Origin of the sequence: Colwellia marinimaniae (assembly GCF_002207865.1) — a bacterium.
GTDB lineage: Bacteria > Pseudomonadota > Gammaproteobacteria > Enterobacterales > Alteromonadaceae > Colwellia > Colwellia marinimaniae.
Map to the genome: position 1 here is coordinate 36864 of NZ_BDQM01000021.1, position 17602 is coordinate 54465.

A 17602-nucleotide genomic window follows, 5' to 3' on the forward strand; every position below is an offset into this window, starting at 1 on the left:
TATAACAAGGATTAATAAGGCTTTTCACTGGCAAGTAAAATACACTCCTCATCCAAAAAGGGTTGGGGAGCACTTTCAATAACGACAATAGCGCGTTGGCGATGACAAAAGAAAACAGAAAGGCCTGATTCAAAGTGACCCTCAATGGCTTTAGCTACCTGAAAGGTAGTTGTTAAGATGTTCTTTTCAATTCTAAACGGGTCTTTTACCACATAATCTCGGTTTAACCACCAAATTAAATCGATACCATCTTTGTCAGAATATTCGGCAAGTTTTCGATTTAAGGTTTCACCGCGTCTAAAGGGACGAGATTTAATACTACCCTGCCAATTCTTTTTATATGGGCGAACCAGCTTTTCTCGAGCTTGCAATAATTTAGTTAAGTCACCTTTTGGCTCGGGCAGGTAAACTATATTATTGCGGATTTTAGGGCCTTTGCCATCCATATCGCCGTATAAATTGGCATAAAACTTAGATAAGCCAAGCGCTGCGGCATTGGTTGAAGTCCTACCTTGCTGGTACTTTGTCGGGCTACTTTCAGGCTCTTGGGACACAGCGGCGACAGTCGCTTCTTTGGCAGTTATTGTGCTTTCATCAACCTTGCCTAAGGAGGCATCAATGGACAGCAAAAAGTCTTGGTTGGCAAAAAAGCCCCAAGCCAGTACGGTCAGGAAAAGTCCTAAGATAATGTTTCGCAGCCAAAAGTTCATCGGTTAATCAATACCTTTGTATTCATTACTTTAATTATAGTGAAGTTAGCTTACTTTACGCAAAGTTTAATGTTTATACAACTGTCCTCTATATTTCCCCTTAAGGCATTCATAGCAGAAGGGGCGTTAGCTTATTAATAATATTAATAAACAGTTAGTTATATAATGAGGCATCTTCTGGGTTAGGTCTGGTCTTAAATCGTCTATGTAGCCACATATACTGTTCGGGCTGAACCATAATCGCTTTTTCTAGCGCTTGGTTTATGGTGATTAAGTCTTGTTGGTCATTTTTGGTTGGAAAGTTTTCTAGCGGTGAAATCTCAACGGTGTAGCCACTATCATCGGCATTTCTCCGCGGAATCATCATCATGGTTTTAGTGTTTCTCTTACGGGCAAACATAAGGGTACCGGTTGTGGTTGCCGTTTCTTTTACCGCAAAAAATGGCACAAACAGGCTTTTATTACGGCCGTAGTCTTGATCGGGTAGGTAGGCACAAGCCTCTTTATTATTCAGTGCGCGTAGTAAGCCTCTAACATCGCGCTTGCCTAACATGTATTTATTAGACCGTGCCCTACCTCGGTGCTGAAAAAACTCCATTAACGGGTTGTTATGGGGGCGATAAAATACCACTAAAGGATTGTCTATTCCTGCACCTCGAGCACACATTTCTAAGCTTAAGTTATGCATGCCTAAGACCAGTACACCATTGCCTTGTGCTTGTGCCGAGGTTATATGGTGGGCACCAATAACTTTTACTTTTCTTGCTATGCGCCAATTTGGCCACCACCAACCCATACCCGTTTCAAATAAGGCGATACCAGTATTTTCAAAGTTCTTTTTTAAAATACGCTGCAGTTCTTGTTCGTCTTTTTCCGGAAAACATAGTCGTAAATTAGTCAGGGCAACATGTTTTCTTTTTGAGGCAATGTTAAAAAATAATCGACCTAAAACCCGCCCCATGGCGAGTTGTAATTTGAACGGCAGCCAAGAGATGCTGTAAAGGATAAAAACAGCTAGCCAAGTTAACCAGTATTTGGGTAATAAAAAAGATAACTTAAAGTTAGGTTGCAACATGTTATTTTTGCTCAATGTATTTCTCTTTTGATCTTTATTTTAACTATGTTTGATTATACGCAAGTTAGTTTGTCTTGGGCAATGAAGTTATTTAGTACTTAGCGGTACTTAAGCGGGCTTTTACCGTAGAATAGCGTCATTAGACTAATCATGGGTATTTAGAGAGTTTTTGATGACAACAGTGGTTAACCAAGAGGTAAGCAATAGCGAAATTGAGCTTATTATTGGCAATTCAAAACGGAATTTTTCCGGCATTACTTCAACTATGTTGCAAGTGGTCGCTTACCAAAAGGATATGATGCCATTACGTATCATGGGAAGAAATAACTTAACTGATACCAGTTTAGCCATTAGTTTTTGGCAAGTAGTCAAAATGTGTCAACGTCCTTTAGCCAATGGTAAATTTCGTATTTTTCATGCCCGTCGTGTTGATGAGATGATTCAAGGTGTGGTGTTAAAATACCTTTTTAGAGCCAAAATAAAGTTGGTTTTCAGCTCAGCAGCTCAGCGAAAACGCGCTAGCTTTACCTGCTGGTTAACAAGACGTATGGATGCGGTTATTGCCATGTGTAAAGCCTCAGCCAGCTATTTAGAAAAACCGCCCAGTGCCGTCATTTATCATGGTGTAAATACCAGTGCTTATGTGGCGAGCAAGGATAAACAACAAGCTTGGCAAACACTTAACTTATTAGCGCCCAACCAAACAAAAGGTAAGCGCGGTATTGCGATTCTTGGACGCGTGAGAAAACAAAAAGGCGTCCACCTTTTTGTGCAAAGCTGCATTGCAATATTAAAAGACCATCCTGATTATACTGCGGTTATTGTTGGTGGTATTGCCGCTAAACATGAAACATATGCCCAAGAGCTACGTGATAGCATTGCTAAAGCTGGCTTGTCTGAACGGATAGTATTTGTTGGCGAGCAGGACTTCGCTGATATTCCCAAAATATTTAGCAGCTTATCACTTGTGGTTGCCCTGAGTGAAAGTGAAGGTTTTGGTTTAACTATTCTTGAAGCCATGAGTAGTGGTGCAGCAGTACTTGCCAGTGAAGCTGGCGCATGGCCAGAAGTCATACGTCAAGGGATTGATGGTTATGTGGTACCGGTAAATGATTTGGTGGCAGTGACCGATAAAATGGCCTTGCTACTGAGTGATGAAACTAAGCTTGCTCAAATGGGCCGCTCTGGTCGTCAACGTGTTGAACAACATTATTCTGTTGAACGAGAAGCGAAAGAGCTGACTAGATTCCTTAAAGCACTGGTGTAACCTTAACTCGGCATTAGCAAGGTAATAAAGACAAAAAAGCCCTAAGCAAAGGTATTGCTTAGGGCTTTTTTAATGGCTGCATAAACTAGTGTTTAGTTATAAGTACCATAAAACTAATTAACTGCCATTAAACCGGAGTTAATAGCCGTTAAATCTTCATCGGTAATGGTACCAGCCGCACGTTTCAGTAATAAAACGTTTTGAATATAGGCATAACGAGTCGATGATAAGTTACGTTTAGCGTTATATAAATTACGGGTACTATCTAAGACATCAACTATGGTACGAGTACCTACCTCAAAGCCTGCTTCAGTCGCTTCCAGTGCTTTTTGGGCACTTAATACCGATTGCTCATACGCTTTTATCGCAGAAATAGCAGCAATAACGGTATTGTAAGCATTACGTGTGGTACGGACAATCTTGCGGTGGGTTAATGATAAATCTTGGCTAGCCAGGATAAAGCGACTTTGTGCTTGACGCACTGAGCTTTGAATGGCGCCACCCGAGTAAATAGGCACATTTAAGGTAATACCTACCGAGTAATTATCGAAATAAGGGGTTTCATCAAAGTCTTGATTGAAACCCAGAGCCTCAACACTGGTTTGACTTTTACCACTGCCCCAATTACCGTTTAGACTTAAGGTTGGATAATGACCTGCACGAGCAATATTAATACTGTCTCGCGCAATATCAATACCGACTCTAGCGGTAATTAAGTCAAGGTTTTTAGCTTCGGCGGTTACTTGCCATTCATCAGCACTATTAGGTATAGGTGTGCTAGTGCTAAAACGCTCAGTATTTAAGACACTGATATTTCTGGGGTAAGTATTGGTAATTACCCGTAACTCTTCTTCTGCTTGGAAAATGGCATTTTCTGCGCGAATTTCTTCGGTAACGGCATTATCAAATTGCGCTTGGGCTTCATAAACATCAGTTATTGCCGTTAAACCAACTGAAAAACGTTGCTTGGTTTGTTCTAGCTGGCGAGCAATAGCATCTTTTTCTGCCGTGGAAAATACAAGGTCATCCTTGGTACTTAACAAGTCGAAGTAAGCTTTAGCTACACGAGTGATTAAATCTTGTTTGGCAACTTGATAGGTTAAATCACTTTGATGGGCTGTTTTTTTAGCGTTATCTAAACGCAACCAGCTATCATGATGATAAAGTTGCATATTTAAGTTAGCACCAAAGTTGGTTACATCAGTATTGGAGGTAGCATCATAGACAACCACATTAGAGCCCACTAGTTGAGACTGTTGTGATTCACGCTCGCTAATGGAAATTCCACCAGTGGCGTTAATTTGTGGTAGTAATATTGCTCGGGCTTGCTCAATATCTTCTTTTACTATCATAAACTGAGCTTGTGCTTTAAGTACCACAGGATCGTTTAATAGAGCTTGCTGATAAACGGTAAGTAAATCATCGGCTTGAGTATGTGTACTGCTAAAAGCAGCGGTTATCGCAATAATTAGGGTGCTTAGTGTTCTTTTCATGAGTAAGGAATTCCTTGGGTGTATTACTCTTATTATTCATTTATGGGTATTCGTTGGTAGGGTATCCTACATGGATTTTTAAATTAACCAAATAAAATAACTGTTTACTAGTGTAACAAATTATTTTTTGAACGAGATATTGAATGACAATTAATAAAGATAAGCCCTTAGCTATGCTGCAATTCGATAATGAGCAGGTGTTGGTGCACTCTGTTGAAACCAAGTATCAGGGCTTTTTTAAAATGAATGAATATACCCTGCAGCATAAACTTTTTTCAGGGCAGCAAAGTCAGAAATTTACCCGGGAAGTTTTTGAGCGTGGTGATGCTGTCGTTGTTATGCCTTATGATGTCAAGCAAGATAAGCTGCTGTTAATAGAGCAATTTCGTGCTGGCGCCATCAGGGGAGAAGATAGCCCGTGGTTATTAGAGTTTATTGCTGGTATGTTTGATGAAAACGAAAGTCCAATCGAAGTCGCCATACGAGAAGCTAAAGAGGAAGCTAATATCAGCCTTAGTGCCGATAACTTACAACCGATCATGCAATACCTTTCTAGCCCTGGCGGTATGAGTGAACGTATTCATCTCTATTTGGCACATTTTGACAGTAATAAAGTTAATGATGGCCAAGTTTATGGCTTAGACGCAGAAAATGAAGATATCTTGTTACACCTTGTCAGTCGCACTAAGGCGCTAGACTTATTAGCCCAGGGTAAAATCACTAACGCCGCTACAATTATCGGGTTACAATGGCTGGCAATGAACTATCAATCACTTTCTCCTAAAAGTTAGTGGTACTAAACCTGCTCGTAATAAAAGCATCAGTAAGAGGCAGCTATGAGTTTTTTTCCTAACCGAGCCTTGGTTAACGGGATTAGAAAAAATTACCAACCTAACTTAGTTAGCTTGATGAGCTTATGTGCCAACAATTACATGTTATTACTGAAAGTATTAGCGGATAAGTCAGCGCTTGGTGAAGTGCGTCATTTTTTTATCAGTGACTTGCTCTCCTATAAGGTAACAATAACAGAGGTCACTCCTTATACTTCAGTCATTGATTTTGAGCAGGAAAGCTTACATCATTCGCTTAAAAATATTGCCAGTGTTGTTGCCAGTGCACTGCATCCACGTATGACTATTCGTTTGTACCATGATGCTCGTATGGCGGAAGTACTTGCCACGCAAGACATTAGGCAAGTAAAACCGCGTTACGATTACCCTAATAGTCAAATGCACCAGCAAGATGAAAAGCAGCAAACTAATCAGTTTTTAAATGAGTGGTTACATTTATGTTTGCGTTTAGGGCAAGTGAATGTTGAGTTGCATTCTTAAATTAGGGCATGTTAACTTATGAACTTGACTGAAACTGATTCACCCGAAAATAAACCCATCGTTTTGGCGCAAATAAGTGATAGTCATTTGTTTTCATCAGTCAATGGCCTGCACCATGGTCATAATGTTCTGGCCAACCTAAGAAAAGTATTATTGAGTATCTGTCATAACCGACAAATAGATTATGTCATTTTTACCGGTGATTTGACGCAAGATCACAGCGAACAGTCCTACCAAAATTTTGTTGATCTCGTTCATGAGTGTGGTATTGCGGTACCTATATATTATCTGGCGGGTAATCACGACGAGCCTGAACTACTAGCTCAATATTTTTCTGCCGCGCCGTTTACCTCTGACACTACAATTGACCACCCGCATTGGCAAATTCAACTTCTTGATAGCAAAAGTGCAACACCTGCAGGTTATGTCGCTGAGCAAGCTTTAGTGAAATTACAAAAGGCTATCAAAGCAGATAAACATCAGCTCGTTATGATGCATCATCATCCTATAGACGTGGGTTACTTTATTGATAAATATGGTTTGCAAAATAAAAGCGCTTTTTGGCAAGCCATTGATGACTTTGACAATATTAAAGCGATTGCCTGTGGACATGTTCATAGTGCTATGCAACTCACTAAGCAAGGTAAACAAGCAGTTAAAACAGTCCATCTTGCCCCCGGAAAATCGACACCGGCTAAAGCGCCGGTAACTCTGTATACTTGCCCAGCAACATCAATACAATTTGATCCTAGCGTCGATGGTGTTGCCGCTTTGGCTAAAGGCCCAGGTTATCGGATTTTTTATTTATACCGCAATGGCCAGCTTGATAGTGATGTTATTAACTTATAAAATAGTGATTTATAAAGTAGGCTTTAGCAAATGTCAGCGTTATGGTAACTTTTCTAGGCAGGACAGCTATTTAATAATTAAAAATGCTTAATCATAAAAACGTAATAATGCAAAAAAACATCCTCTATATTCATGGCTTTAATTCTTCGCCTTTGTCGCTAAAAGCCGAACAAACCCGTCATTACTTAGCCAAAAACTATCCAGAGGTCGGTTTTTTCTGTCCACAATTAGCGTCCACACCCGCTAAGGCTATTACTCAATTAGAGCAACTGATTGAACAGCACAATTATCACAGCCAATGGTATTTAATCGGCTCTTCGCTAGGTGGCTACTTTGCCAGTTATCTGGCAGAAAAATATCATTATTTAGCAGTGTTAGTGAATCCGGCGATAACACCCGATGAATTACTGCATGACTATATCGGTGAACAAGTTAACCCCTACACCCAAGAAGTGTACCAGGTGACCGCAGAGCATATGCTGCAGCTAAAAGCATTAAAGCAAAGTGCGCCAACAATTTCTGGTCAGCAAAAAAATAATTACCTAGTTATGGTACAAACGGGGGATGAAGTGTTAAATTACCAACAAGCTGTGGAAAAATATCAACATTGCCGATTAATAGTTCAAAGGGGGGGTGATCATAGTTTTATCAATTTTGATAAATGCTTAGCCACCATAACTGACTTCTTTCAACTTGATTAACCACTAATAAAATCAGCATTGCACTAGCTGCCGTCGCTAATGCAAATACTCGTAACACCAGACCTTTTAACCGCGATTAAATTGAGTTTCACATGACTGACCAATACAATTCCGATTCCATTGAAGTACTCAGTGGCCTAGAACCAGTTCGCCGCCGCCCGGGCATGTATACCGATACCACACGACCCAATCATTTAGGTCAAGAGGTTATTGATAACTCAGTGGACGAAGCACTTGCGGGGCATGCACAAAATATTAGTGTTATTTTATACCAGGATCAGTCACTTGAAATAATTGATGATGGTCGCGGTATGCCCATCGATATTCATCCGGAAGAAGGTGTCTCCGGGGTTGAACTTATCTTTTGTAAACTGCACGCGGGTGGTAAATTTTCTAATAAAAGCTATCAGTTTTCAGGGGGGTTACATGGTGTAGGTATTTCCGTAGTTAATGCCTTGTCAACTCGGGTTGATGTCAGTATTAGACGAGACGGTAAAGTCTATGAAATGGCCTTTGAAAATGGCGATAAAGTTGAAGAGCTGCACGAAACTGGCACGGTAGGAAAACGTAATACCGGCACCAGTGTTAAATTTTGGCCCGATGCTAGCTATTTTGATACTGCTAAATTTTCGGTTCGTCACCTGACCCATTTACTTAAAGCTAAAGCGGTATTATGCCCAGGCTTAACCATTAAGTTTCATGACAAAATTGAAGATAAAAAATACCAATGGTGTTATGAATACGGCCTTACCGATTATCTACAAGATGCAATAAAAGACTATGTTTCCTTACCTGAACAGCCTTTTATTGGCAGTTTTACCTCTCAGCATGAAACGGCCGATTGGGCGGTTACTTGGTTAACAGAAGGTGGCGAAGGGGTCGGGGAAAGTTATGTTAACTTAATTCCAACTATTGTTGGCGGTACTCATGTTAATGGCCTGCGCCAAGGGCTGCTTGACTCGATGCGTGAATTTTGTGAATTTCGTAATATTTTACCGCGTGGGGTAAAATTAACCCCAGATGATATTTGGGATAAATGTAGTTATATCTTATCTATTAAGATACAAGATCCACAATTTGCCGGACAGACTAAAGAACGATTATCGTCCCGTAAATGTGCCGCCTTTGTTTCTGGTGTGGTAAAAGATGCTTTTAGTTTGTGGCTTAATGAGCACACCGATAAAGCGGAAACACTGGCAGAATTTTGTATCAGTAACGCGCAAAAACGCATGCGAGCCAGTAAAAAAGTAGTCAGAAAAAAAATCACCTCGGGTCCTGCTTTACCCGGTAAATTAACCGATTGCAGTAGTCAAGACCTAGCCAGAACTGAGCTGTTTTTAGTGGAAGGTGACTCTGCTGGCGGTAGTGCTAAACAAGCACGCGATCGTGAATTTCAAGCCATTATGCCGTTGCGAGGTAAAATATTAAACACCTGGGAAGTAGACTCAGCGCAAATATTAGCATCGGAAGAAGTGCATAATATCTCAATAGCTTTAGGGATTGATCCTGACAGTGATGACTTATCAGAGCTACGTTATGGTAAAATTTGTATCTTAGCGGATGCCGATTCGGATGGACTGCATATTGCCACATTATTGTGTGCCTTATTTACTCAACATTTTTACCCACTAGTACAACAAGGTCATATCTATGTTGCCATGCCACCTTTATATCGTATTGATATTGGTAAAGAAGTCTTTTACGCCTTAGATGAAGCAGAAAAAGAAGGTATTCTCGATAGACTTGAAGCCGAGAAAAAACGCGGTAAAGTTAACGTGCAACGCTTTAAAGGCTTGGGTGAAATGAACCCCTTGCAGTTACGTGAAACCACTATGGATCCTAATACGCGTCGTTTAGTACAACTTACGGTAGATGATCACAGTAAGACCATGGAATTGATGGACATGTTGTTATCGAAAAAGCGCGCCGGTGACCGTAAAGCATGGTTACAAAGTAAAGGTGATATGGCGATTGTTTAAAACTTAGCTTTAAAACTTAGCTTTATTACTTAACAAACAAACTTAACAAAAGAAACGAGAGGGAAATCAAATGAGTACTGAGTCTATGCCCGGATATTTGGCGGGAGCCAATAGTGATCCTTTAATGATCGTCATGACTATTATCCTCGTGGTAGGCGTCTTGCTTGCGGGTGTTTTATATTTCAAGTTACACGCCGTGCCTGAACATCTTGCCCACGGAAAAAATCATAGTCAAATACAGCTTATCACCGTATTAACTATTTTAGCTTTATTCACCCATAACAATATCTTTTGGGTGGCAGCCTTAGTATTAGCCGTGGTGGAGGTACCTGATTTTTTAGCGCCACTGAAATCTATGGCCAAGTCGTTAGAGATAATTGCTAAAGCTAAAGATGGCACAGCACCACAAGCCCCTGAGCAACAAGCACCAGAGCAGAAAAACTCAGTAGAGCAAGTACCCGGACAGCAAGTGATTAATAAGGAGAATAACTAACATGTTTGAAGTTTTTTTATGTTCACTTATCACCATTTTACCGGATTATTTATTTAGAAAATATCGCCAAGGCAAGACCTGGGGCAAAGAAATAACCTTTTTTACCATGTGGTATGAGCTGCGCTGGGGCATATCTGCCTGTGTTATTTTAACTATATCACTGGTTACGTTAATCTTTTATTACCACCCCTCTACTTCTAATGCTACGCCCATGTTTCGCACCGTCTCGATAATGCCAGAGAGAGGTGGCCGAGTGCAGTATGTTTTTGTTGAGAATCATCAAAAAGTGAAAGCGGGAACTGCGCTGTTTAGCATGTATGATGAATCGCAAGTAGCCGCTATTGACAAAGCGGATGCAAAAGTAAAACAAGTGGAAGCAGAGTTTTCTACCGCTAATGCTCAATTGGTTATAGCTATGAGTAATGTCGAACAAGCTAATAGTTCTTATATGCGGGCAAAAAATGAATATGATCGCAAGAAGAAGTTATCGCTCAAAGGGATAAATATTATCAGTGCCAGTGAAGTGCAGAAAATGGCTGATACCGTAGCCATCAATAAAGCGGGGTTATCTGCTGCGAAAGCTAATCAAGCATCAGCACAAGCGGTCATTGATATCGTCTTACCGGCTAAAAGAGCCAGTGCTCTGAAAGAGTTAGATTCGTTCATTGTTGATAAGGCTAAACGCACAGTTTATGCCCATATTGATGGCGAATTGCAACAATTTGCTTTGCAACCGGGCGACTTTGTTAATCCTATGATTCGCGCTGCGGGGATCTTGGTACCAACTTCTGGTGCAGCTTCCGGAAAAGAAGCGGTACAAGCGGGCTTTAATCAATTATCGGCGAATGTCATTAAGGTGGGTACTTTTGCAGAAATCACCTGCCTGTCTAAGCCTTTCATCATTATCCCGATGAAGGTAGCAAGCGTGCAGAGTGTTATTGCTACCGGGCAAATCAGAGCCGTTGAGACCTTATTGGATATACAAGAAAGAGCAAGACCTGGCACACTGACGGTAAAACTTGTGCCTTTATATGAAGGTGGACTCGATGGGGTTATCCCGGGCACAAAATGTATTGCTAATGTTTATAGCTATCATCATGAATTAATTAACAGTGGCACACTGAGCACAATCGAGTCAGTCTATTTTCACATGGTTGATGCGGTCGGGGTTGTTCATGCCATGATATTACGAATACAAGCCTTGTTGCTGCCGGTTAAGGGCCTAGTCTTTTCAGGTTAACAGTTAACCTACCTTAGCCTGAGTGGCTTATAAGGTTGGCATCCCAGAGTCTCTAGCAGCAATGTCGCAATAAAAAGCCCTCTTTTATGAGGGCTTTTTTATGACTTTAGTATGGACATTGTTATAGAGCAAGCACGCTAAAATGAGCGCACATAATTAAGTATTTAAATTAAGTTGCTATACATATGAAAAAACATATGTATTATCTAGGGCAATGAACTGCCCAGAGCAAGTTCGAGTTAACGAGACCGAAATAATGATCACTACTACAAAACGAGTTACAGAAAGTGACTGCTTATTATTTTTTAAAGCAATGGCCGATGATACGCGCTTGAAGATCATATTATTGTTGAGGTATGAAAGCGAATTGTGTGTTTGTGAGCTAACTCATGCGTTGCAATTATCCCAGCCAAAAATATCTCGCCATATAGCCTTATTAAAGCAACAGCAGTTACTCAGCGAACGAAAGTCAGGTCGTTGGGTCTATTATTCTCTGGCCAAGTCTCTTTCGCAATGGAAGCAAGCAGTGATTCAAAATTGTTTTGAGGAAAACTTGCCGGTGATCGATGAATGTCTGCAAAATTTAGCCGTGATGGGCGAACGACCGGACCGTGTGCAACAGTGTTGTAATTAAATCAGCTAGTTTAGTGAATAATAGGAAAAACAAATGACAATAAAAGTAGGTATCAACGGCTTTGGCCGTATGGGCAGATTAATTTTACGCGCCGCATGGCATTGGCCAGAAATAGAATTTATCCAAATTAACGATCCAGCTGGTGATGCACCAACCCTGGCTCATTTACTTAATTTTGACTCTATTCATGGCCGTTGGCAATATGAAGCGACAGCAACCGCTAAGCTAATGTACATTGAAGGAAAAACCCTGCACGTTAGCCAAAATGAGGGTCTCGCTGAAACCGACTGGTCAGGGTGTGATATTGTTATTGAAGCTTCAGGTGTGATGCGCGATAAAGCTAAGTTACAAGCCTACTTTCTTCAAGGAGTAAAAAAAGTATTGCTTACTGCGCCAATGAAGATAGCGCAAGATAGCTCAGGTAATATTTTAGATAAGGATATAGTAAATATTGTTATGGGCGTTAATCAGCAACTTTATCAAGGTGAGCAGCATAGTATTGTTACTGCCGCCTCATGTACCACCAATTGTTTAGCGCCAGTAATTAAAGTATTGCAAGATAACATTGGTATTAAACATGGCAGCATGACTACCATTCATAATATTACCAATACCCAAACTATTTTAGATGCCCCTCACAAAGATTTACGCCGTGCAAGAGCCTGTGGCCAGTCGCTTATTCCTACCACAACTGGCTCGGCAAAAGCCATCACTGATATTTTCCCTGAGCTAAAAGGCAAGTTAAATGGTCATGCGGTGCGAGTGCCACTGGCAAATGCCTCATTAACGGATTGTGTTTTTGAAATGCAGCGCGATGTGACTGTTGAGGAAGTAAATCAGTTAATGGCGGATGCTGCTGCAGGAGAGCTTAAAGGTATTTTAGGTTATGAGGAAAGGCCATTAGTGTCGGTGGACTATAAAACCGATACTAGATCCTGTGTCGTTGATGCTTTATCAACCATGGTGATAAATGGTACTCAGCTGAAGATGTATTTATGGTATGACAATGAATGGGGCTATGCTAATCGCAGTGCCGAGCTAATGAAAATTATTGCCCTCAGTTTAACTGATATTAACGAATCATAGTTTGCAGTCATTGAACTCCTTGCCTAACCCGGTAAAACAATACCTAGTTATCACGGCTAATTATTGGGCTTTCACCTTAACCGATGGCGCGTTGCGCATGTTGGTGTTGTTGTATTTCTATCAGTTAGGTTATAGCCCATTAGCCTTAGCTAGCGTATTTATACTTTATGAAGTTTTTGGTGTTATCACTAACCTTATTGGTGGCTGGCTTGGTGCACGCATAGGGTTAAATAAAACCATGTTCATTGGTCTGCTGATACAGATACTCGCTTTAGCACTGTTAACAGTGCCAAGTGAGTATTTAAGTATTACCTATGTCATGTTTGCTCAAGCGTTGTCGGGCATTGCTAAAGATCTTAACAAAATGAGTGCTAAGTCGAGTATTAAATTACTGGTAGCCAACTTGGATAGTGCGCAAGGACAAAGTAAACTCTTTCAATGGGTGGCTTTACTGACGGGGTCAAAAAACACCTTAAAAGGTGTCGGTTTTTTTCTCGGCGGATTATTGCTTACTCTTTTTGGCTTTCAAAACGCCTTGTTATTGATGGCTAGTGCCTTAGCCCTTGTTGCCTTAAGCACTTATCCTATGCTGCGTGGCAATATCGGTAAAACGCGTTATAAAGCAAAATTTAGCCAGTTATTTTCAAAAAATGCACCCTTAAATTATTTATCTGCAGCACGATTATGCCTGTTTGCCGGTCGTGATGTCTGGTTTGTCATTGCCCTACCTGTTTATTTGGCCAGTCAATTACAATGGCAACACCAAAACGTAGGCACTTTTCTTGCCTGTTGGATTATTTTTTATGGCATCATTCAAGCTAATGCGCCAAAGCTGCTCGATATTTTAACTGCCAAGGCAGCACAGAATCGCTGTCAACAAGCAGGTTTTTGGTCAGTATTACTGGCACTGGTTACCTTGCTTTTATCTATTGCTATTTACCTTTTTCCGCAAAGTAATGCCGTGTTAATCGTAGGTCTATTTATATTTTCTGCTGTTTTTGCTATGAACTCATCACTGCATAGCTATCTTATTGTCGCCCTTGCCAGGGATGAAGGTGTCTCTATGGATGTTGGCTTCTATTATATGGCTAATGCCATGGGCAGACTGTTAGGTACAGTTCTCTCTGGTGTTATTTATCAGCAATTTGGCCTGTCAGCCTGTATGTTTTTTGCTTTTATATTTATTTTATTGGCCAGTTGTTTTGTTCGAAAAGTAGCATAAATAGTTAAAAATTACGGTTTAACTCTAGGGCTAAATCGTTTTATACTGCCTTAACCGCTCTAATCGTTTTGCTGCCTTAAGGAACTACAGTTTGTTGTATTTTGCTAAAAAATCTGCTCAGGTAATAGCAATTGTTATCAGTATTGCCTGCCTGTTATTGCCTATGGCCAGCACTGGCCAAGAAACAGTGAATATTAAGCAGTTTAATCAAGTCATCGAGCAAGTTGAACAGCTGAAAAAAACCGACTTAGTGCGCTCTCTTAAACAACTAACGGTTTATGAAAAGGTGCTGACAGCGCTCACTATAGAGCAAAATTTAATATATTTTAAGCTGCTTGCTGAGATACAAATAGAACAAAACAAATATAGTAGCGCAAAAAAAACGGCCAATCAGGGGCTAACCATAGCGAAAAGGCTGTCGAGTCCTAGCATATTGATCAGTGAACTGTTGTATTTAAAAGGCTTTGCTTTTGAAAGTTTAGGTTATATTGCTCAAGCGAGGAAAGAATATAAAAAAGGCTTAGAAGTTGCTGAATCTTTACATAACAAAGTGCAAGTCGCTTTAGGCCTTATTAATTTAGGGGCGATTGCTTATCTCACCGATGATTTTAAACGCTCTTTAGTCTTGCTTAATGACGCCTATAATATTGCTGGACAAACCGATGATGAAGAGCTTAAAGGGACGGTAAACAGTGAACTTGGTATTGTGTATTCGTATTTACTGCAAGATGAGCAGTCAATGGTTTATTATCAGCAGTCGTATTTACATTTTAAAAAAGCCGGTATGATATTATCGGCCCATACTAGCTTGTATAATATTGCTATTAATCATATTCGGAACAACGACTACCAACAAGCAATCACGGTTTTTAACACCATCATTGCTGAGTCAAATAAAGACAGCCCGAGTGATAGCATGTATAGCGTTTATTCTGGCATGGCCTGGGCATATCAACAGAAAGTAGACAGCAACCCTGAGGCCGCTTATCGATATTTACTGATGGCAAAGCAGTATTTGCAAGCAACGGAGAAGCTCGATTATCAATTACAATTTTATTATGATCAAGCCTACATGTTATACAAGTTGGACCGTTTTGATGACGCGCTTGTTAGCCTGAGCCAAGTAGAAAAAACATTAGCCAATAATCAGGGTTTATCTTTGATTAAAAAAGAAAATTATGTCTACTTAATTGAGTTGAAAGCCGGTATTTATTACAAGTTAGCGCAATTTCAACACGCTTTTCAAACCCTATCACAAGTGATCATTTTAACCGATAAATTGTATGAAAATGAAGATAATCGCTCTATTGCCCAAGTACGTTTAAAGCTTGAAGGCGAACAGGCGGATAAACGAAATAAAATATTACACCATAAAAAAGACCTTTATAATGAAAATTTACGAGCCGCTACGTTAGCCAATGAAGAGCAGCGCTTTTACCTCATCATCAGTGCCTTAGTTGCTTTAGCCTTTGCTTGGGTACTGGTTAAATTGCTGCAAAGTCAGCATAAACTTAAAGTGGCTGCCAATGTTGACACTCTTACGGGAGTCGCTAATAGACGCAGTTTAATGAAGCAAGCGCAACAGGCCTTTAACTTTACTCAAGTAAAGCAGGACAATTTAACAATTTTACTGATAGATATCGATCATTTCAAAGACATTAATGATTGCTTAGGTCATAGCACAGGCGATAAAGTCTTGGCGAAAGTAGCCTATATTGGCACGAATATGATGCGAAAAAGTGATTTGTTTGGACGCTTTGGTAGTGAGGTGTTTATGGTCTGTTTACCGAAGACCAGGTTGAAATCGGCATTAGAGATAAGTGAGCGAATTCGCTCAGCTGTCAGTCAACATTCTTGGCCGTTTAACAAGCTGGAAAAAGTCAGCGTTAGTATTGGTGTCGCTACTTTAGCCGATGATAAAGATTTAATTAGCTTGATAAAAAGAGCCGATGAACAACTTTATCAAGCCAAAGCGTCAGGAAGAAATAAGGTTTGTGGCTAATGAATATCAGTAAAATTCTGTTAATTATTATGCTCATGCAGCTGATGTTAGCATCGGTTAGTTTAGCAAAAGAGCCCATTATTGCCTCGGCCATAACCGAGGAACCAGCGAATGAAAAGGCGTTATTACCTCTGCCGGCAGTAAGTCTGTTGCCTATCAACGAAGATTTACTCGCCATACTTACGCAACTTAAGCAAGCAAGTATTGATGAGCAGAAAATTGCCAGAGCACTAGAACAGCTTACCTTAGCTACCACGCCACTGAATGCGGCAGAGCAGTACTTATTATTAGTCACACAAGCATTATTTAAAGAAAATGCCATAGCTAATGGTGTTGAACACAGTAGCCATAACAAACAGAGCCGTGAAATTATTGTACTTTTAGAGCAAGCCCTTAAGTTATCGGCACAAATTTCAGCACAGCAATTACATCAGCCCAATTTTTTGCAATTACATTTAATTCTAGCCGTTCACTACGCACAACAAGGTCAATTTGATCTCGCCTATCTTGAGAAAAAATCGTATTTAAAAAAATATTATAGTTATCGTAAAGCTAAGCGCCTAGCTATGATAGCGTCTTTAGAGCAATCGTTTACAGTGCATGATAAAAAGGCCAGCAACAGCTTATTGGCTAGTCAAAATAAACTAAAAATTCGCCGAGTTGCTGAAGTACAAGAGCAAAAAGCCACGCAACAGTATAATTTCACGCTAATTATCAGTACCGCTATCGTTTTTGTGCTACTTTTTTTCAGACAGTTGAAAATACGCAATAAACTCATTCGATTAACCAGAACCGATGCCTTAACTGGCTTAGCAAATCGCAGTGCTTTGTTTGAACATGGAGAACATATGGTGGCTAGCTTTATTGAGCAGCCAGAGGAGTTATCGATACTATTGTTGGACTTAGATCATTTCAAAAAAATTAATGATGACTTTGGTGAGCAAGTTGGCGATGAAATACTTAGGGTAATTGCCCAACTGGTAAAAGAAACCATGCGTTCTCGGGATGTATTTTATCGCCTAGGCGGTGAAGAATTTGTTGCTATATTACCTTTTGCCGATAGCAATAAAGCGAAAGCGATTGCTATGCGCATTAATGAAAAAATAGCACAGCATGACTTCTCATTGTTAATCCTCCAGAGTAGGGTGACGGTCAGTATCGGTGTGGCCACCATGGCGTCTAATAAATTGACCTTTGAGCAAGTATTACATTGTGCCGATTTGGCCATGTATCAAGCGAAAGAACTTGGTCGAAATAGTGTCGTTTGTTATCAGAATATTGCCCAAGCACAAGAAAGAAGGGGTAATACCAATTCTGTTAAATAATTACCTAACTCAGAACTACATTAGCGAGCTTAGAACAAACAAAATTATTTAAAGATAGTTATTATATGTTTCATTCCTTGTGTGATGTTATCAGTTTGCTAATGAGTTCCCAAAGGGCGAGCTTAAAAGGCGTATATACTGTGTTATTGATTTAGATAAGGGAATAACCATTCTCTTCAATCAATGCCTTGCCTC

At 40.2% G+C, this 17602-nt stretch carries 16 protein-coding genes; 13 read left to right on the plus strand and 3 right to left on the minus strand.

All coding sequences use genetic code 11. The annotated features are described in order from the left end of the window. Window positions 1–11: 11 nt before the first annotated feature. Together MTCD1_RS12490 and lpxL are read right to left on the minus strand one after the other, a co-directional pair. Window positions 12–710, minus strand: coding sequence for a TcpQ domain-containing protein (locus tag MTCD1_RS12490; RefSeq protein ID WP_057182025.1), 699 nt, complete (start codon window positions 708–710; stop codon window positions 12–14). 154 nt (window positions 711–864) lie between these two features. Then, complete coding sequence (gene lpxL, locus MTCD1_RS12495) at window positions 865–1785, minus strand: LpxL/LpxP family Kdo(2)-lipid IV(A) lauroyl/palmitoleoyl acyltransferase (RefSeq protein WP_057182021.1); 921 nt, start codon at window positions 1783–1785, stop codon at window positions 865–867. A 172-nt stretch (window positions 1786–1957) separates the two neighbouring features. On the opposite strand from lpxL, the gene MTCD1_RS12500 reads away from it, so the two are divergent. Further along, window positions 1958–3052 (plus strand): glycosyltransferase family 4 protein, encoded by a 1095-nt coding sequence (locus MTCD1_RS12500; protein ID WP_057182018.1) that lies wholly within the window; start codon window positions 1958–1960, stop codon window positions 3050–3052. A 113-nt stretch (window positions 3053–3165) separates the two neighbouring features. Here the strand turns inward: MTCD1_RS12500 and tolC are convergent, their stop codons facing one another. After that, complete coding sequence (tolC, locus tag MTCD1_RS12505; protein ID WP_057182017.1) at window positions 3166–4545, minus strand: outer membrane channel protein TolC; 1380 nt, start codon at window positions 4543–4545, stop codon at window positions 3166–3168. Between the two features lie 143 nt (window positions 4546–4688). Here tolC and MTCD1_RS12510 point away from each other — a divergent pair, with 143 nt between their 5' ends. The 12 genes from MTCD1_RS12510 to MTCD1_RS12565 all read left to right on the plus strand — a co-directional run bounded on the left by MTCD1_RS12510 (window position 4689) and on the right by MTCD1_RS12565 (window position 17407). After that, window positions 4689–5336: an NUDIX domain-containing protein gene (locus tag MTCD1_RS12510; RefSeq protein ID WP_082606570.1), complete on the plus strand. Its 648-nt coding sequence runs from the start codon at window positions 4689–4691 to the stop codon at window positions 5334–5336. Window positions 5337–5381: 45 nt separating this feature from the next. Continuing rightward, complete coding sequence (locus MTCD1_RS12515) at window positions 5382–5876, plus strand: DUF1249 domain-containing protein (protein ID WP_057182015.1); 495 nt, start codon at window positions 5382–5384, stop codon at window positions 5874–5876. 18 nt (window positions 5877–5894) lie between these two features. Continuing rightward, window positions 5895–6725, plus strand: coding sequence for a metallophosphoesterase (locus MTCD1_RS12520; protein WP_057182013.1), 831 nt, complete (start codon window positions 5895–5897; stop codon window positions 6723–6725). 107 nt (window positions 6726–6832) lie between these two features. Continuing rightward, entirely contained in the window at window positions 6833–7426 is a 594-nt protein-coding gene (locus MTCD1_RS12525) for a YqiA/YcfP family alpha/beta fold hydrolase (RefSeq protein WP_057182130.1), read from the plus strand. A 92-nt stretch (window positions 7427–7518) separates the two neighbouring features. Further along, on the plus strand, window positions 7519–9405 hold the full coding sequence (gene parE / locus MTCD1_RS12530; RefSeq protein WP_057182010.1) for a DNA topoisomerase IV subunit B: 1887 nt from the start codon (window positions 7519–7521) through the stop codon (window positions 9403–9405). Between the two features lie 70 nt (window positions 9406–9475). After that, entirely contained in the window at window positions 9476–9898 is a 423-nt protein-coding gene (locus tag MTCD1_RS12535) for a DUF3302 domain-containing protein (protein WP_057182008.1), read from the plus strand. 1 nt (window position 9899) lies between these two features. Continuing rightward, window positions 9900–11138, plus strand: a complete 1239-nt coding sequence (locus tag MTCD1_RS12540) for an HlyD family secretion protein (protein WP_057182005.1) — start codon at window positions 9900–9902, stop codon at window positions 11136–11138. 256 nt (window positions 11139–11394) lie between these two features. Then, window positions 11395–11772: an ArsR/SmtB family transcription factor gene (locus MTCD1_RS12545; RefSeq protein ID WP_057182127.1), complete on the plus strand. Its 378-nt coding sequence runs from the start codon at window positions 11395–11397 to the stop codon at window positions 11770–11772. A 33-nt stretch (window positions 11773–11805) separates the two neighbouring features. After that, entirely contained in the window at window positions 11806–12858 is a 1053-nt protein-coding gene (locus MTCD1_RS12550; protein WP_057182003.1) for an ArsJ-associated glyceraldehyde-3-phosphate dehydrogenase, read from the plus strand. A 1-nt stretch (window position 12859) separates the two neighbouring features. Next, entirely contained in the window at window positions 12860–14080 is a 1221-nt protein-coding gene (gene arsJ, locus MTCD1_RS12555; RefSeq protein WP_057182001.1) for an organoarsenical effux MFS transporter ArsJ, read from the plus strand. A gap of 91 nt (window positions 14081–14171) precedes the next feature. Beyond that, a complete protein-coding gene (locus MTCD1_RS12560; RefSeq protein WP_057181999.1) occupies window positions 14172–16082 on the plus strand; it encodes a GGDEF domain-containing protein in 1911 nt (636 codons plus the stop codon). Beyond that, the gene (locus tag MTCD1_RS12565) at window positions 16082–17407 is read left to right on the plus strand and encodes a sensor domain-containing diguanylate cyclase (RefSeq protein ID WP_057181997.1); all 1326 of its coding nucleotides are present in this window, start codon (window positions 16082–16084) and stop codon (window positions 17405–17407) included. The genes MTCD1_RS12560 and MTCD1_RS12565 overlap by 1 nt, the downstream gene beginning before the upstream one ends. Window positions 17408–17602: the final 195 nt, after the last annotated feature.

Bases quoted from the DNA above. Each gene is read 5' to 3' on its own strand.
- lpxL (WP_057182021.1), bottom strand. From the start codon at position 1,785: ATGTTGCAACCTAACTTTAAGTTATCTTTTTTATTACCCAAATACTGG.
- MTCD1_RS12525 (WP_057182130.1), top strand. From the start codon at position 6,833: ATGCAAAAAAACATCCTCTATATTCATGGCTTTAATTCTTCGCCTTTG.
- MTCD1_RS12540 (WP_057182005.1), top strand. From the start codon at position 9,900: ATGTTTGAAGTTTTTTTATGTTCACTTATCACCATTTTACCGGATTAT.
- MTCD1_RS12535 (WP_057182008.1), top strand. From the start codon at position 9,476: ATGAGTACTGAGTCTATGCCCGGATATTTGGCGGGAGCCAATAGTGAT.
- tolC (WP_057182017.1), bottom strand. From the start codon at position 4,545: ATGAAAAGAACACTAAGCACCCTAATTATTGCGATAACCGCTGCTTTT.
- MTCD1_RS12515 (WP_057182015.1), top strand. From the start codon at position 5,382: ATGAGTTTTTTTCCTAACCGAGCCTTGGTTAACGGGATTAGAAAAAAT.
- MTCD1_RS12545 (WP_057182127.1), top strand. From the start codon at position 11,395: ATGATCACTACTACAAAACGAGTTACAGAAAGTGACTGCTTATTATTT.
- MTCD1_RS12500 (WP_057182018.1), top strand. From the start codon at position 1,958: ATGACAACAGTGGTTAACCAAGAGGTAAGCAATAGCGAAATTGAGCTT.
- parE (WP_057182010.1), top strand. From the start codon at position 7,519: ATGACTGACCAATACAATTCCGATTCCATTGAAGTACTCAGTGGCCTA.
- MTCD1_RS12490 (WP_057182025.1), bottom strand. From the start codon at position 710: ATGAACTTTTGGCTGCGAAACATTATCTTAGGACTTTTCCTGACCGTA.
- MTCD1_RS12565 (WP_057181997.1), top strand. From the start codon at position 16,082: ATGAATATCAGTAAAATTCTGTTAATTATTATGCTCATGCAGCTGATG.
- MTCD1_RS12550 (WP_057182003.1), top strand. From the start codon at position 11,806: ATGACAATAAAAGTAGGTATCAACGGCTTTGGCCGTATGGGCAGATTA.
- MTCD1_RS12510 (WP_082606570.1), top strand. From the start codon at position 4,689: ATGACAATTAATAAAGATAAGCCCTTAGCTATGCTGCAATTCGATAAT.
- MTCD1_RS12520 (WP_057182013.1), top strand. From the start codon at position 5,895: ATGAACTTGACTGAAACTGATTCACCCGAAAATAAACCCATCGTTTTG.